Here is a 16590-nt window from a genome sequence, read left to right on the forward strand (position 1 = left end):
TATGCAACAAAATCTTAACGAAAGGTTGATAAAATGTGGGGTCGATACCCTTAAACGCCACATCTTTCTATGCAGCGACCAAGCAAATCCACGCTGCTCTAGCACAGATATAGCCTACGCTTCTTGGCAATATTTAAAGCAAAGGCTTCAAGAACTGAACTTGACAGGAGCGGGAGGCATCTACAGAACAAAAGTAAGCTGCTTAAGAATTTGTCAAAAAGGCCCTGTTGCTGTCATCTATCCTGATGGAATTTGGTATCATTCCTGTAACCCAGAAGTTTTAGAGATCATTCTTCAACAACATCTTATCGGTGGTAAGCCGGTAAAAGAATATATTCTTTATGATCACTCCAAAATCGCCTATAGCTCCTCTTGCTGAGCAGATGCGTCCTGCCTCTATTGAAGAAATCGTAGGGCAAGAGCATCTGATAGGGCCAGAAGGTTTTATAACTAAAATTATCTCTGCAGGCAAACCCTTATCTATTATTCTTTGGGGGCCGCCGGGATGTGGGAAAACATCTATCGCTAGGCTATATGCGAAAGCTTTTAATATCCCTTTTTATTCCATAAGCGCTATCTTTAATGGAATTGCTGATCTCAAAAAGCTTATAGAAGAGATAGAGAACACTCCCCTACTCCATCAAAGAGCTGTCTTATTTGTAGATGAAATTCATCGCTTTAATAAAGCTCAGCAAGATGCTTTTTTACCCTACGTGGAAAAGGGAACCATTGTTTTAATCGGCGCAACCGCAGAAAATCCATCTTTTCATCTCAACAGTGCGTTGCTTTCACGGCTGCGGGTGTTAGCGCTTCGGCCTTTAAATGAAAAGTCTTTGCAGCAGTTACTACAACGCTATGAATCTCGGAAAAAAGCATTGCCTCTTACCGAGGAAGCCCGTCAGCTTTTAATTTTATCAGCTCAAGGGGATGGCCGTTTCCTCCTCAATCTAATTGAGAATCTCCAAGATGTTAATGAAAATATTATTTTGGATGTCCACACTTTGCAAACATACTTACAGCAACGCACGGCTCGTTATGATAAACAAGGCGATCAACATTATCAGTTAATATCTGCTCTTCATAAAGCGGTGAGAGGGTCTGATCCTGACGCAGCTTTATACTGGCTGGCGCGTATGTTAGAGGGTAAGGAAGATCCTTTATTTTTAGCGCGAAGAATTATCAGAATGGCTAGCGAAGATATAGGATTAGCAGACCCCCAGGCTTTATCTTTATGCATCGCCGCCCGCGATACTTATGAAATGCTAGGCTCTCCTGAAGGTGAGCTGGCTTTAGCTCAAGCTGTCGTTTACCTTGCTTTGGCACCCAAAAGCAATGCTCTTTACCAAGCTTATGAAGAAGCCAAGCAATTAGCTGCGCAAACAACTTACATGGCACCTCCTTCCATCATTATTAATGCAGCGACTCCTCTAATGAAACAAATGGGATATGGAAAAAATTATCTTTATGATCATGAAGTAGAACATGCTTTCTCAGGGCAAAATTATTTTCCGGAAGAATTACCACCTAGAAAGTTTTACTGCCCTGTGGAACGCGGTTTTGAGCGTGAAATGAAAAAAAGACAAAGCTATTTCGATAAGCTAAGAATGATCAAGAAAAACAAATAATTTTTTACAATAAAGCATTGAGGATAGCAAAGAAGCTATATACTTTTTGAGCAGCCTTTCATGCAGACTTAAAAGCTATGAAAAATCATGCCTTTGGACAAAAAATTCACTTTACGGGGTTAATTTTTTTAGATCTACCCACCTACCTTCATGAAATGGCATTGATTTTAAAACAAAAGATTGGCTTTAGCTTCTCTATTCATAGAGGGCGAAATAAGCCTTTAAAATTTTTAGAAGGATTTCCATCCTCTATAGAAGCCTGCCCTTTTAAAAGAAAATAAAACTTTCACTATTTACCGAGTGAATAAAAAATAAGAGGAGATCACACTTTTTTTCTCCTCTTATAAATGTTAATTCTTATCTCCTAAGGTGGCTGAATTTTCAGCTTTGTTTTCGCCTTTAGTGTCTTCGGATGATACTCTTTGCATGCACATAGCAAAACGTTTAGCTTTTTGTTGTTGAATATCATTCAACATATCGGTAATTTGCTTTCCATCCTTTATTCCATAAGCTTTCATGGTCAAAGCAAATAAATCTGTCAAAGTTTCTCTAAATAACCTGACGGCAGCTTGGCGCTGCTGAGGGTCTTTAAGAGGGTTTGGATCTAATTTAGCTGCTTTTTCCTCCACAGTTTTGATGACTTGCTTATCTTTCTGGGCAAGTTCACTAGCTATAGCCTCCCACTTATCTTGGGGGACGTTATACTTTTTTAAAGTCTCTAGTACAAACACCTTAGGAAAATAGGAAATAAGCAATTCCTTAGAGCATTCATCGCTCAACCCAACAGGAGTAGTGGGTGGTGTTTGTAAAGGAGCGTTTTGTGCAAAAGCATGCGTAGAAAGTAGAGCACCAAATCCTAAGAGTGACACTACACAGGTCTTGAAGACCGATTTATACATATTTCCTCCTAAAAAGGTTCTTGTCATCAACAATTCTTCCAAAGTTGTAAATCCACGTTACAATATACTATTATTTTTTTGCACTCTTTTGCTTTTCTAAAGCTTTTTTTTCTAGAAAGCAAGGATTGCTTTAGAGAAAATACTCTTACTGTAAATTTTTCTAACTTTTCTTAAGGCTTTTGCTTGTATGCTTTAAAAAAGCTATCTTTTGGCTAAAAACATTTATCCTTCCTGTTTATGTGGTAAAGCCTAGTTCTTAGGGTACATGATTACATAAAAAAACTGCTTACCAATCTTATTTAAGCTAAAAAAAAGACTTTTATCTTAAAGAAAATTCTCTTAATTTTTTTCTTCTTCATCCCTTATTTTTTAAGTCAGGACAGATTCACCTTCTTCTTTTTTCATAAAAAGGAGCTAAATTTCACTACCCAAATCTTAAAAAACATTTAGCTTTTAGAGAAACTAGACCCTCTTGTTCCTATTCTTTATCCTCAGCCCCATTCTTCCAAAAAGACCCGTATAAAGAAAGAAGAGAAAAACATTATAGGATATTTCCTCTTTATCTAAGGCTATTTATAAAGAGTAGATGGCTCTTAAATTTTGCCAGAAAAGAAGAAGCAAAAGTTGGCTTATAAAGTAAAAATGGGTTATGCTAATCTATCTTATGCAAACATAAAAAATGTTTTAAACACTCTTTCTTTGCTTATAAGAGTAGTAACCTTTTTTACCTGCAGCTTAAAGTCTAACTCCTAATATTTTATTGAAATCATAAAACACGACAGTTAAATTCCCCCTATGATTATAAATGGAAAAAAAATTGCTCAAGAAATTGAACAAGAGATTAAAGTTACACTTTTAAATATGCATGGCCGTCCGCCATGCTTAGCTGTTATTATTGTGGGCGACCATCCAGCTTCTCAAATCTATGTCCAACGGAAAACCCAAGCTTGCAAAAACGTAGGAATTTTATCCTTAAAAATTCATCTACCCTCCTCGTTATCAGAAAAAGAGCTCCTCGACAAGATCCATGCTCTTAATTTAAATTCCACAGTCGATGGCATTCTTGTGCAATTACCTTTGCCACCTCACATTAACCCATCGCTTGTTAATTTAGCCATCTTACCAGAAAAAGATGTCGATGGATTTCATCCTTTTAACGTAGGCAAAATGTTAATGGGGGAAACGGATGGATTTTTTCCCTGCACGCCGCTAGGCATTCGTGCCCTTCTAGCCAGATCCCAGATAGAAGTAGCAGGACGCCATGTGTTAATTGCTGGCCGCAGCAATATCGTAGGAAAACCTATGGCCGCTATGTTAATGCAGAACAACTCTGAAGGTAATGCCACTGTTACCATCGTCCATAGTAAGACTAAAAAGCTAGATAGCTTAACCTCTCAAGCTGACATTATCATCTTAGCTATGGGACAACCTTTATTTCTTAAAGCAGAGATGATTAAAGAAGGGGTAACAGTGATTGATGTAGGAATAAATAAAATTAACGATTTAAGCCGTCCTGCCGGGTATAGGCTGGTGGGCGATGCAGACTTTGATCATATTAAAGACAAATGTGCCTATATTACTCCTGTACCAGGAGGAGTAGGGCCTATGACGATTGCTATGTTATTGAGCAATACTCTTAAGAGCTACTCTAAGCGATTGAAGCCAAACCTTCAAAAGGCTCAATAAATGCTTAAGATGAAGATGGAAGTGGGGTATTATACAAAGGGCAAGTTAAAGAAATATTATGCATTTAGCCAATTTTTCATTCTCATTTTCTTACTTTATGCTTGCTCAAATTTCACGTATGAAAAATTGACGCTTTTTTCAGGGAGTGAGATGACGATTAACTATCGTATTCTCATTGGTCATCCGCTGACCGCATCAGAAAAAGCCCTTGTTTCTAATATTATCCGAAATACTTTTGAAGAGGTAAACCATATTTATAACAAATGGAATCCTTCCTCAGAGCTTTCTTGTCTTAATCGATTAAAAGCAGGTACTGTAGTATCCATTTCTGCCGAGCTTGAGCAACTATTAAATTTAACAGAAAAAATAGTTTTATTATCGGAAGGACGCTTTGACCCTACCATAGAACCTCTGCAAGCTCTGTGGAAAAAACATCTTGAGCAAGGACAAATTCCTTCTGAAGGCGAAATCTTATTTGTAGCTACTAAAATAGGATGGAATAAAATTCATTTTGGCCAAGGAAAATTTTATAAAGATTTAGACGATATTCAAATAGATCTTGGAGGAATCGCTAAAGGCTATTGCGTAGATTTACTTACCGATAGACTTTATGAAGCAGGCTATACCAATCTATTTGTGGAATGGGGGGGAGAAATAAAGACTAGCGGTAAGCATCCTCAAGGTAGGCCTTGGAATATTTTTATTAGCCGCTTGGGAAATAATAATCCAGAAAACGCTATTGCTAAGGTAAGTTTACGCAATCAAGCAATTGCTACCAGTGGGGATTATTTTCAAAGCTGGACGATAGAAACTAAAAAAGGCGACACTGCTTATCCAACTATTACCTATTTTCATATTTTTGATCCCGCTAGACTTACACCTCTCATCATAACGAGGGAAAATGTGGCTAGTGCAAGTGTTCTAGCCCCCTCTTGCGCACTAGCTGATGGATTAGCCACGACTGCCCTTATGTTCCGTTCTAAAAAAGAGGCCCAGCGCTGGGCAGATAAAATTACCAACGATTATCCCGAAATCGTGTTTTGGATTGTTTCCCGCCAAGATCTTAATGAATAGATTCTTTTTCAAGCTCCTTGACTAATAAGCAATATCCTTCCGCAAAACGCCGTTTAAATCTTTCAGGGCAATTATAGAAATGGCTCCTTAAACGATGGGCGTAAGCCTCGAAAGGGTCGGCATGCTGTACATCTCTTTTTAAAAGAGCTTCTGTTATTAACTCTGCAAATTCTATCATCAAATCCTTTGAGGAAAGAGGAAATTCTTCTGGCGCCACTTAAGTTTACACTTTTGTTAAATTTTAATTAGGCCCTTCCACCCTACCGGGGTAGATAGTTCAACAAAAAGGATTATACAAAAAATATTTAATAAATCAATTTTTTTGCCAGGCTTAAACGCTCGCATTTTCAAAATGCCTAGCCAAATAAAAGGGTTGTCAATAATAACATTTTAAAATACAATGTTTTCAACAATTGAATTGAACTATCCCTATGCTTTTGTAAACCTTCTTCACTAACTTTGAGCGCTAACGAGCTTTCCAGCAAGAAACAATAACTCCTTTAAAGAAAGCCTATGCCCACTTTTACTACTCGAAAAAATAAAATTGTTCTAACTGATTATAACTATCGTAGAGACATTGAAAATCGTCTCTTCATGGCCGAGCTATCGATTTTAGAAGTCGATGTGTTGCAAGAAATTATTAATGGTTCTTTGAAAACTACCCTCACTACCCTTGCAGATAATTTGGAGATCACTCCTTCTAAACTTCGTCCTATTTTAGATAAATTAGCCAAAAGCGGCCTTTTTCAAATCCAAGGAAATGAGATACTCGTTGATAAAGAGATGCGCAAGTATTACGAGGCGCATATCATCAAATTTGATGATGACTTTCGTCCTGATATGGAGTATTTACAAGGACTATTAAGTAAAGCACCCATTCATGCCCTTCCCTCCTGGTATGCCATCCCTCGGAGCTCAGACAATATCTTTAATTCTATTATAGAAAAGTTCTTGTTCACTCCCAAAATTTATGAACGTTATTTACAAGATCTTGTTTTCGATAACCCTATCATAAGCTCGATTGCAAAACAAGTATTTGCTGCCCCCGACTATAAAATGAGTGCATGCGCACTTATAGAAAAATTTGGACTTACTAGGGAGCAATTTGAAGAGTATATGCTCTTCTTGGAGTTTAGCCTAGTTTGCTGCCTTCGCTATGTTAAAACTCAAGATGTGTGGGAAGAGGTCGTTACTCCTTTTCATGAATGGCATGAATTCTTATTATTCGTGCAGAATACTAATCCAGGCGCGATTCAAGAGGCTACCTCTATTACCCCTGTCTATGAAAAAGAGTTTGGATTTTTAAATGAATTGAATGCTTTTGTAAAAAAGCTGCTTAAAAAAAGTATTTCTTTTACCCAAGCTCCTAAAGATTTATTAGAAATAGCTTTTTTATTGGAAATTGCCAAGCAAGAAAAGCAAAAAATTGTGGCATCAGCTTATACGGAAGCCTGGCTTAAGAAAACGCGCGCAGACCAAGCCATCATCCTCTATCGACAGTCACTGAACCGCTTGGCCGCTAATGACCAATTTTCATCTTTTTCTGAAAAAGATTTACGCGAGGTCGAGAAAAGCCTTAAGAATTTTGCTCATGGAAAGTGGGTTTACTTCGAGGATTACATCAAAGGTTGTTTAGCTGCCGTAGGAAGTGTAGCACCTACTTCTTTAGTTAATAAAGGTAGAAGATGGAAATATAGCACTCCTAATTATAACGAAGATGAGAGACAATTTATAAAACTTATAATCTGCGAATATCTCATGCAAGCAGGTATGGTGGCTATAGGCTATCACCAGGATAAGCTGTGTCTTTGCTTAACTCCTTTTGGTCGTCTCTCTTTAGGTTAGCAGACAATACGAATGATAAACCTCTTACTCAAAGTTCTTCGGTGGAGGTTATAAAAACTTGCCCTAAAGTTTTTAAGTGGATCAAAAGTTTTTGCCGGCGTGTAGTATCTAAGCTAACTCCTATATCGTCAATCAGCATCAATGGCAGTTCTTGGCTTAATTCCCGTAGCCGCTGCCATTCCGCTAATCGAAGAGCCATGACGCAACTACGCTGCTGCCCTTCACTTGCAAACAAACGTACTTCGCGATCTCCTATCTTTATTAATAAATCATCACGATGGGGGCCATATAAGGTCATTCCCACTTCTTTTTCGCGTAAACGAAGCTTATCCCATTGCTGCAGATAATGTTGACGCAAAAGCTGCAGATCCTTTATTTGGCGGCTACTATTTTTGTATTCCAAACTCAAAGGGGTAGTCTCTGCAGTTAACATTCCGTACAATCCGTTTCCCCATTTTTGTAGGTCTGCAATCGTTTGCTCTCTTTGCAGAGTCACATAAGCCGCAGCTCCTGCCATCTCTTGCTCCCAAGTTTGGATAGCAAGCATTTCGTTCCTCTTTAATAAAGCATTACGTTGCCTCATAGCGCCTATATAGCGCGTCAAATAATGTACATATAAAGGATCTATCTGGGCAATCTGCAGATCGAGAAAATGTCGCCGCAATAAAGGAGAACCTTTTATTAAAGAAGTGCTATCAGGAGTTAAGACGACTCCTTGCAAAATGCCTAATAAGTTAGCTACTGACGAAAAAACTGTACTATTATGTATAATTTTTCGTTCACTGCCATCATAAAAAATTTTGAGTGTTTGCGCTATACCTTGCTTAATAAAGCATGCTTCAATATGAAAATACTTTTGCCCATATTGAATCATATCGGAAATTTGCTGGGTACGGAAAGAGCGACCATTTATCAGCAATTGTATCGCCTCTAAAATAGTTGTTTTACCGTAAGCATTAGGGCCTACAATCGTATTAATGGTGGGGGTAAAGTGAAAAGTGGCCTCCTCGTAACGACGGAAATATCGTAAATATAGCTTTTGAAGAAAAAGACCACTACTCAAATTTATCACCTCTTATTTTAGCTAATCTTCACTCAAGCGCATCGGCATTAGTACAAACAGCGAATTTTGTTCTGCTTCTTTTTCTTCTTCATTTTGATCATCATTAAAGTCACTAATCAAGCCAGGATTATAAGGATCGGTAATTCCAAGAGAAATAGTTTCATTTTTACTATGACGCAAAATATCTAAAAAGAAATGAGGGTTAAAAGCAATTTCTAACTTCTCCCCTTTATAATTTACCGGCATACTTACTTTACCTTCTCCTATTTCCATCGTGTTGGCTGTCAATTTCAACTCCCCTTCGTTAAAAGTAAAACGAACGGAATGATTATTTTCTGCAGCAAAAAGGGAAATCTGGCGCAATAAAGTCATCAATTCTTCACGGTGGAGATTAACGGTTATCCCAGTTTGAGAAGGAATGACACGGTTAACATCAGGATACTCCCCTGATAATAGTTTACTAATAATCGTCGTATTAGAAGCTTTGATAGCAATTTTGTCCTGCATTAAAAACACTATAGCTTCGCCCTCTTCTTCCAGATTTTTAAGAATTTCCTCTACCGCCTTAAGTGGAATCACATAAGTACCTTGGAAAGATGGATCGATATTAAGGGTAGTTTGGGATTTTGCTAAGCGCTTTCCATCCGTTCCAATAAAGGAAGCTGTTTTTCCCTGCACTTGCAAACATACTCCCGTAAGCACATAACGATTGTCTTCACGAGAAACTGCAAAAGCTGTGCGGTAAAGCATATCTTTCAAAACTTTTTGTTTAATTTTAAAATGCACGGCATCTGTCACATTAGGTAAGGCGGGAAACTCATTTTTATTCATTCCATTTAACTTAAAGCGCGAAGTTTGGGCATTAATTTCAGTGATTTCATTTGCTGAAGTAGAAATTTCCACATTGGTTGCTGTCAACTCGCGTATTAACTGGGCCAAGCGCTTTGCAGGCAATGTTGTTGACCCCTCTTCAAGAATTTTTGCTTCAGTAAAGCAGCGGACCCCTACTGTTAAATCCGTAGCTGTAATAATAAGTTCATTATTAATAGCTTCGATTAAAAAGTTGGAAAGGATAGGGATGGTAGATTTTTGAGCTACTGCATTAAGACACTTATTAATTAAATAATTAAGCTCTTGCGTGGCTATGACGAATTTCATGAATAATTCCTTAAGCTAAATAAAAGAGAGACTCAAGATAAGTGACCATAAGCTCTTTGTCAAGCAATAAACATAGGGCTCTCGATGTGTTCATGCTTGCCTATCTAAAAAATCAAGCAAGGAAAGAATTTATAGACTTGAGGTGCCTGTAAAGGCGCTAAGAGAGATGAATTCTGCAATCTCTCTTGCTTCGTTTATGCGCCTTCATTTAATATATTTGCATATGAATAATAAATCTTCCGATCTCGTATCTAATAAACGCGCTTTCCATCATTTTGAAATCCTCGAAACCTTTGAAGCAGGTATTGCCCTAGAAGGCACGGAAATCAAATCGCTAAGAGATAATGGGGGGAGCCTGCAAGAATCTTATATCAAAGTGATTAACAGGGAAGCATGGCTTATTGGATCCCATATTGCTCCTTATAAGTATGGCAACATTCACAATCATCTGGAAACTCGTGATCGCAAGCTTCTTTTACACAAACGAGAGATCTTTAAACTACGCGAGAGCGTGCAGGAAAAAGGTTTAACGATTGTAGCCCTGGCCCTTTATTTAAAAGAGGGAAAAGTGAAAGCAAAAATTGCTATTGCTAAAGGAAAAAAGTCTGCTGATAAACGAGAAGCCATTAAAGAAAGAGACGAAAAACGCTATATGCAAAAAATGCTGAAAAGCCGTTAATTCCCTAAGGTTTACGGAAAGCTTTCTTTGAATTTTTATATATAATTAAATGCTTAGACTGAAAATTATTTCTATTGGTAAAACAAAAGAAGAATGGCTCAATGACGCCATCCAAGAATATGTTAAACGTCTATCCTCTATTTTAAAATTTGAATTTGTAGAAGCTAGAAATAATGAGCACCTCCAAGAACTCATTTTAAAAGAAAAGCGAGTGATCTGTTTGGATGCGGCAGGCAGGCTTTTCGATAGCGAAAAATTTGCCAGCTTCCTGCAGGTGCAATTTATAGAAGGTGGCTCGCGCTTAACTTTAGTTATCGGGGGAGCAAGTGGATTGCCAGAGAAAATCAAACTTTCCTATCCTTGCCTTAGCCTCTCCCCTTTAACCATGACTCATCAAATCATTAGATTAGTACTCATAGAACAAGTCTATCGTGCTTTTGAAATTGCTAAAGGCACTCCTTACCATAAATAAGCTAGACGTTTCTCCATCCACTGGCTAGTCTACCCACTCTAAAGAAGCACGCTTTATTTATTACCCGTGAGCTCTCTATTAACTTCGATCTTCTAGAGGCTTTGTAAAAGCAAGCCTAAAATAGATCATGGCGCCATTAATGAGAGCAGAGCCTATGGCTACATCGATTAAGCCGCGGATGTCGGCAGGTATGCCTAAATATTTCATAGAGAAGCCAAGCCCCATCATCCCCGCTAAAAGAATATAATATTTGGAATCATATATATTCTGTAAATAGGTAGGATTAGGCAAAGAATAAATCCTTTCTACCCCTTTAACAGCCGCTTTACCCAATACATAACGTCCTTTGGAGTAGCCTATAATCAATCCTAGAGCAATCAAAAACACAATAGTATTTTCCGCATTTGAAAAAATAGAAGAAAAAAGATTAAGCAAAGGATAACTATTTTTTTCTAGAACAGGCATATCTTGGGCAGCGTGAAGTAGAAAATTTAGCCCCAAGGAAAGTAAAAAGCTTCCAACCGCTAACCAGATGATTCCCGAAAAAACAATTAATGCTTTATGGCTTAATTTTAACATATTTTCCTCTCCTACATGGTATTCATAAAAAAGAAATTTAACCTATTGAAAGATATAAGATAAAGAAAAAAGAAAGGGTTAAATGATAGACAAATAAAGGCCATTTTTTTATATCTTTTCTACATTTAAGAAAAAAGCTCTGAAGTTATACCCACTCATTCTCTAGTTAGAGGTGCTAAATTTCAAAATTCATTACTCAAGGCAGTGAGTGAGATAAGCCTTTCCCCTCACTTCATTGGCCTCCTATGTGAAGTGGCACCACCCTTAATTTTAGGGTATATATTCCTGCCACTTGGTAAGCTATTGGCTATCTTAAAATTAAAGCTGTGAGGAAGGAGGCCAATGAAGGTGCTTGAGCCTATTAGAGAGTGCATTAAAACGCAAGTATGGACGTTAAAACATAGTCCCTCAGAACGTTTGATAGCGTGTAAGCTTCTTTTAAATAGAATTGCAGCAAGCTTTATCGCAGATGTTGACTTACCTTCTTTTAAAAAGGGATATATTTTTTTACTGGATAGATTACAAGGCAACTAAAATGATTCGTGGCATTGGTATTGACATTATTGAAGTGGCTCGTATTGAGGCAAACATACATAAGTATGGCCAAAAGTTTCTTGATAGGGTTTTTACCGAAGAAGAGCAAAAATATTGCCAATCCTTCCGGCAACCGAGTAAAAACTTTGCAGGTAGATTTGCTGCTAAGGAGGCGGTTGTAAAAGCATTAGGTACAGGCTTAACTGGAGGCCTGAGTTGGACAGATCTTGCTATCCTCAATAATGAACAAGGTAAACCCTATCTTGCTCTTACAGACACCTTCAAAAAACATTTCAAAAACCCTCTTATTCATATATCCATTAGCCATTGTCAAGCATACGCGACTGCCACAGCTATTTGGGAAGAATGAATTTGCAAAAAGAGACTGCGTTTGCCGTCCTATCGTCTAGCCTATCCATTCAACAAAATACGCTCCATACAGCAAAAATTAGCTTCCTAATTTCGCTAGAAGGCATCTGTTATAAAAAGAGGTTAAAATAGTAAGCGCTTGTTAGAAGGCAGGAAATGGTAAGTTGATGCTAAGGTTAAAACAGGTAAATTGAATGGTTATCGCAAAGCTTACCGAAATTGCTATAAAGTGGCTGCTTAAAAAAATTGCCAATACTTTTGTTTACACCCCTTAATAGCCTATTCCTCATATTCTCTTGCATGTTTTATTTCTTTCTTATACTTTTTAAAAAGTTATCATAAACATGCATGACATTTAAAGAGGTTGTACAGTGAATCCTAGTCCTTCTATCAGCATTGAAAGTCTACCTAATGAGATGCTCACACACATTTTGAAGTATTGCGCCACACCTTCTTTATCTAGCGTGTGCAGAAAATGGCGTGATCTTTTAGCTAATGATAGTGAAATAATGCGATCTATCTATAAGCAAATAGTTGAGATTCATGTCCCTCGAGGAAATGTTAGGGAGCATGCTGTTATCTTAAACAAAATTTATAAGCTAGATAATGAGCTTCTTCCAGGACAAAAGGTAAAAGCAATCTTTAAACAAATCTTTACTCTAGCTAAACCTCTCTCACCACTAAGATGGAAAGATTACCCTAAAGAAAATATATATTTCACATCAGCTAATTACTCCTCTTATGTGGTAAATATTAGTCGCCTGTTGATGTGGAATAAACTCCCTGGGGGAAAGAAATACTTAGATCAACAAAGAATCAAGCACTTGCCTATAGCAAGAAAAGGAGAACTTTTTAAAGGATGGATTGAAAGATATGGCAAAGACATTAAAAACTTAAGTTTAGCAGGAACAGGATTGACTTTTTTACCTCCTGAAATAGGACAATTATCTCAGCTGCAAGCCCTTTACCTAAACGATACCCAGCTGACCATTCTTCCTGCAGAGATAGGACAACTCTTGCAGCTGCAAAGGCTTGAGTTAGCCGATAATCACCTTACTACCCTTCCTTCAGAGATAGGGCTACTGTCTCAGCTGCGAAAGCTTGACTTAAACAACAACAAACTTACTTTCCTTCCAGCAGAGATAGGGCAGCTATCTCAGCTACAAGCGCTTGGCTTAGACCACAACCAGCTTACCTCTCTTCCGATAGAGATAGGGCAGCTATCTCAGCTGCGAAAGCTTGGCTTAGCCGATAATCACCTTACTACCCTTCCTGCAGAGATAGGTTTACTGTCTCAGCTGCAAACGCTTGATTTAAATAGAAACCAGCTTACCTCTCTTCCGGCAGAAATATGGCAGCTGTCTCAGCTGCAAGTACTTAATTTAAATGACAACAAACTTACCAACCTTCCTACAGAGATAGGGCAGCTATCACAGCTAAAAGCGCTTGGCTTAAATAACAACCAGCTCACTACCCTTCCGGCAGAGATAGGACAGCTATCTCAGCTGCAAAGACTTGGCTTAGATCACAACCAGCTTACCTCCCTTCCTCCAGAGATAGGACTACTGTCTCAGCTGCAATTGCTTCGCTTACTCAACAACCACCTCACCACCCTTCCTGCAGAAATAGGGAAGCTCTCTCAGCTGCAAGCACTTGGCCTAAATGACAACCAGATCGATACCCTTCCTGCAGAGATAGGTTTACTGTCTCAGCTGCAAACGCTTGATTTAAATAGAAACCAGCTTACCTCTCTTCCGGCAGAAATATGGCAGCTGTCTCAGCTGCAAGTACTTAATTTAAATGACAACAAACTTACCAACCTTCCTGCAGAGATAGGGCGTTTATCCCAGCTCAGTAAACTTTACTTAGACAGCAACCAGCTTACCTCTCTTCCGGTAGAGATATGGCAGCTGTCTCAGCTGCAAGCGCTTGATTTAAGTAGCAACCAGCTTACCTCTCTTCCGACAAAGATAGAGCAGCTCTCTCAGCTACAAGTACTTAATTTAAGCCACAACAAACTTACCTCCCTTCCTACAGAGATATGGTATCTATCACAGCTACGAGCGCTTGGCTTAAACAACAACCAGATTACTACCCTTCCTGCAGGGATAGGGCTACTGTCTCAGCTGAAAAAACTTTACTTAAAGGATAACCAGCTTACTACCCTTCCGGTAGAAATAGGGCAGCTATTGCAACTACAAGATCTCGACTTAAAAAGTAACCAGTTTACCAATCTTCCTGCAGAGATATGGCAGCTCTCTCAGCTGCAATACCTTTACTTAGACGGCAACCAACTTACCACTCTTCCTTCAGAGATATGTCAGCTATCTCAGCTGCAAGTGCTTGGATTAAGCAGCAACCGGCTCACCGCACTTCCGGCAGAGATAGGGCAGCTATCTCAGCTGCAAGTACTTAACTTAAACAACAACAAACTTACCACCCTTCCTACAGAGATAGAGCAGCTTTCTCAGCTACAAGTGCTTCGTTTAAGTAGCAACCAACTTACCTCTCTTCCGGTAGAGATAGGGCAGCTGTCTCAGCTGCAAGTACTTAACTTAAACAACAATCAGCTTAACACTCTTCCTACAGAGATGGGGTATTTATCCCAGCTCAGTAAACTTTACTTAGACAGCAACCAGCTTACCTCCCTTCCGGTAGAGATAAGGCAGCTATCACAGCTACAAGAGCTTGGATTAAGCAACAACCAACTTACCTCCCTTCCTGTAGAAATGAAGGGGCTGACTGCTTTAAAAAAGCTCCAGGTGAATGGGAATCCGCTGCAAAGCATTCCAGATGAAATAAGGGAGCGTTTTTGCCTTTAGCTGAAAAAGTCTGTTCCTTCATCACCCAATAAGCTAAAGAAACATATTGATATTCTTGGAAAGTTTTAAGGATATAAATAAACCTTCCGGCCTATCAAGAGACATTAACATCGAAAGTTTTCTTTATTAAAGATTCTTTATCGGCCTATTGCATTTCTCTATTTTTAAATTTAAAGGCTAAGAATCTGTCTCTAAAATTTTCTTGTACATTCTGTTTTATTCATGTATGTTTTGCTCTAAAAAACTCATAAAACATGTCTGGCACTTAAAGAGACCCTATAATGAATCCTAATTCTTCTATCACCATTGAACATTTACCTAATGAAATACTAACCCCTATTTTAAAGGCCTATGCTAGCCCTTCCTTATTTAGCGTGTGTGGAAGATGGTACCATCTCCTAGCTAATGAAGTCATGCCTTCTCTTTATAAGCAAATAGGTAAAGTGCATGTTCCTCAAGGAGATGTTAACGAGCAGGTTCTTGCTTTAGATAGGATCTATAAGCTAGAAGAAGAGCTTTCTAAAAAAGCAAAGGTAAATGCAATCTTTAGGCAAATCTTTACTTTAGCCCGCTCGCTTTCACCTTTAGAGTTTAAAGAAGGACTTGAGGAAAATAGATATTTCACATTGGCTAATTACTCCTCTTATCTATTAAATATTAATCGCCTCTTAATGTGGAAAAAATTACCTCGTGGAGAGAAATACTTAAGTCGAGAAACAATTAAGTACTTACCTTTAGAAAAAAAAGGAGGGCTTTTTATTAATTGGATTAAAAGGCATGGCAAAAAACTTACGAAGCTAGACTTACAAGGAATTGGCTTAACCTTTTTACCTCCAGAGGTAGGACAATTATCAAACCTGAGGGATCTGGACTTAAGCGACAACCAGCTCACCACTCTTCCGGTAGAGATAGGGCAGCTATTGCAGTTACAAAAGATTATCTTAAGCAGCAACGAGCTTACCTCCCTTCCGGCAGAGATAGGACAGCTCTCTCAGCTGCGGCGGCTTGACTTAAACAACAACAAACTTACTTTCCTTCCTTCAGAGATAGGACGACTCTTGCAGCTGCAATGCCTTAGCTTAGATCACAACCAGTTTACCTCTCTTCCGGTAGATATATGGCAGCTCTCTCAGCTACAAGAGCTTGGCTTAAGCAGCAACCGACTCACCACACTTCCAGTAGAGATAAGGCATTTGTCTCAGCTACAAGTGCTTGGATTAAGCAGCAACCGGCTCACCGCGCTTCCGGTAGATATAGGGCAGCTGTCTCAGCTACAAGTGCTTGGTTTAAGTAGCAACCAGCTCACCACTGTTCCGGCAGAGATAGGGCAGCTATCTCAGCTGCAAGTACTTAATTTAAATAACAACATACTTACCAACCTTCCTAAAGAGATAGTGCAGCTCTCTCAGCTGCAATGGCTTATCTTAGGCAGTAACCAACTTACCAACCTTCCTCCAGAGATAAGGCAGCTATCACAGCTACAAGCGCTTGACTTAAATAACAACCAGCTCAACACCCTTCCTGCAGAGATATGGCAGCTATCTCAGCTGCAAAGGCTTGATTTAAGTAACAACCAGCTCAACACCCTTCCTGCAGAGATATGGCAGCTATCTCAGCTGCAAAGGCTTGATTTAAGTAACAACCAACTTACCAACCTTCCTCCGGAGATAAGGCAGCTATCACAGCTCAGCAATTCCCGCTGAAAAAAATTCCCTCTGTGATAAACTAAAAAAGAAATTTTTTTTCGTAAACCATTAGATGAGGTTAGTTATGGGAATGTGGGCG

The 16590-nt window shown here is 38.7% G+C and carries 15 protein-coding genes; 10 read left to right on the forward strand and 5 right to left on the reverse strand.

The features are described 5' to 3' along the window. Window position 1 precedes the first annotated feature (1 nt). Both NEOC84_RS09585 and NEOC84_RS09590 read left to right on the forward strand, forming a co-directional pair. On the forward strand, window positions 2–379 hold the full coding sequence (locus tag NEOC84_RS09585; RefSeq protein ID WP_166158660.1) for a (2Fe-2S) ferredoxin domain-containing protein: 378 nt from the start codon (window positions 2–4) through the stop codon (window positions 377–379). Then, complete coding sequence (locus NEOC84_RS09590) at window positions 342–1625, forward strand: replication-associated recombination protein A (RefSeq protein ID WP_166158663.1); 1284 nt, start codon at window positions 342–344, stop codon at window positions 1623–1625. Before NEOC84_RS09585 ends, NEOC84_RS09590 begins: the two co-directional genes overlap by 38 nt. A gap of 350 nt (window positions 1626–1975) precedes the next feature. Here NEOC84_RS09590 and NEOC84_RS09595 read toward each other — a convergent pair whose 3' ends face one another. Next, window positions 1976–2524, reverse strand: a complete 549-nt coding sequence (locus tag NEOC84_RS09595; protein ID WP_166158666.1) for a hypothetical protein — start codon at window positions 2522–2524, stop codon at window positions 1976–1978. A 795-nt stretch (window positions 2525–3319) separates the two neighbouring features. Between NEOC84_RS09595 and folD the strand changes: the two genes are divergently transcribed. Further along, window positions 3320–4210 (forward strand): bifunctional methylenetetrahydrofolate dehydrogenase/methenyltetrahydrofolate cyclohydrolase FolD, encoded by an 891-nt coding sequence (gene folD / locus NEOC84_RS09600; RefSeq protein WP_166158669.1) that lies wholly within the window; start codon window positions 3320–3322, stop codon window positions 4208–4210. Window positions 4211–4360: 150 nt separating this feature from the next. Next, a complete protein-coding gene (locus tag NEOC84_RS09605; protein ID WP_242678258.1) occupies window positions 4361–5284 on the forward strand; it encodes an FAD:protein FMN transferase in 924 nt (307 codons plus the stop codon). Here the strand turns inward: NEOC84_RS09605 and NEOC84_RS09610 are convergent. After that, window positions 5274–5462, reverse strand: coding sequence for a hypothetical protein (locus NEOC84_RS09610; protein ID WP_166158672.1), 189 nt, complete (start codon window positions 5460–5462; stop codon window positions 5274–5276). The two genes, NEOC84_RS09605 and NEOC84_RS09610, sit on opposite strands and share 11 nt — an antisense overlap. A gap of 335 nt (window positions 5463–5797) precedes the next feature. Here NEOC84_RS09610 and NEOC84_RS09615 point away from each other — a divergent pair, with 335 nt between their 5' ends. Further along, entirely contained in the window at window positions 5798–7129 is a 1332-nt protein-coding gene (locus NEOC84_RS09615) for a hypothetical protein (RefSeq protein WP_166158675.1), read from the forward strand. Window positions 7130–7157: 28 nt separating this feature from the next. Here the strand turns inward: NEOC84_RS09615 and recF are convergent, their stop codons facing one another. Then, window positions 7158–8192 carry a DNA replication and repair protein RecF gene (gene recF, locus NEOC84_RS09620; protein ID WP_166158678.1) on the reverse strand — a complete coding sequence of 345 codons (1035 nt, stop codon included), beginning with the start codon at window positions 8190–8192 and terminating at the stop codon, window positions 7158–7160. A gap of 21 nt (window positions 8193–8213) precedes the next feature. Continuing rightward, window positions 8214–9350: a DNA polymerase III subunit beta gene (gene dnaN / locus NEOC84_RS09625; protein WP_166158681.1), complete on the reverse strand. Its 1137-nt coding sequence runs from the start codon at window positions 9348–9350 to the stop codon at window positions 8214–8216. A 223-nt stretch (window positions 9351–9573) separates the two neighbouring features. Here dnaN and smpB point away from each other — a divergent pair, with 223 nt between their 5' ends. Beyond that, window positions 9574–10029 carry an SsrA-binding protein SmpB gene (gene smpB, locus NEOC84_RS09630; RefSeq protein WP_166158721.1) on the forward strand — a complete coding sequence of 152 codons (456 nt, stop codon included), beginning with the start codon at window positions 9574–9576 and terminating at the stop codon, window positions 10027–10029. A gap of 49 nt (window positions 10030–10078) precedes the next feature. Continuing rightward, on the forward strand, window positions 10079–10501 hold the full coding sequence (locus NEOC84_RS09635) for a 23S rRNA (pseudouridine(1915)-N(3))-methyltransferase RlmH (RefSeq protein ID WP_166158684.1): 423 nt from the start codon (window positions 10079–10081) through the stop codon (window positions 10499–10501). A 78-nt stretch (window positions 10502–10579) separates the two neighbouring features. Here NEOC84_RS09635 and NEOC84_RS09640 read toward each other — a convergent pair whose 3' ends face one another. Continuing rightward, entirely contained in the window at window positions 10580–11080 is a 501-nt protein-coding gene (locus tag NEOC84_RS09640) for a hypothetical protein (protein WP_166158687.1), read from the reverse strand. Window positions 11081–11615: 535 nt separating this feature from the next. Between NEOC84_RS09640 and acpS the strand changes: the two genes are divergently transcribed. The 3 genes from acpS to NEOC84_RS09655 all read left to right on the forward strand — a co-directional run bounded on the left by acpS (window position 11616) and on the right by NEOC84_RS09655 (window position 16508). Continuing rightward, window positions 11616–11984 (forward strand): holo-ACP synthase, encoded by a 369-nt coding sequence (acpS, locus tag NEOC84_RS09645; RefSeq protein ID WP_166158691.1) that lies wholly within the window; start codon window positions 11616–11618, stop codon window positions 11982–11984. A gap of 370 nt (window positions 11985–12354) precedes the next feature. Beyond that, on the forward strand, window positions 12355–14805 hold the full coding sequence (locus NEOC84_RS09650) for a leucine-rich repeat domain-containing protein (RefSeq protein WP_166158694.1): 2451 nt from the start codon (window positions 12355–12357) through the stop codon (window positions 14803–14805). A gap of 281 nt (window positions 14806–15086) precedes the next feature. Next, a complete protein-coding gene (locus tag NEOC84_RS09655) occupies window positions 15087–16508 on the forward strand; it encodes a leucine-rich repeat domain-containing protein (protein ID WP_166158697.1) in 1422 nt (473 codons plus the stop codon). The last annotated feature ends 82 nt before the right edge of the window (window positions 16509–16590 follow it).

Origin of the sequence: Neochlamydia sp. AcF84, from assembly GCF_011087585.1 — a bacterium.
GTDB lineage: Bacteria > Chlamydiota > Chlamydiia > Chlamydiales > Parachlamydiaceae > Neochlamydia.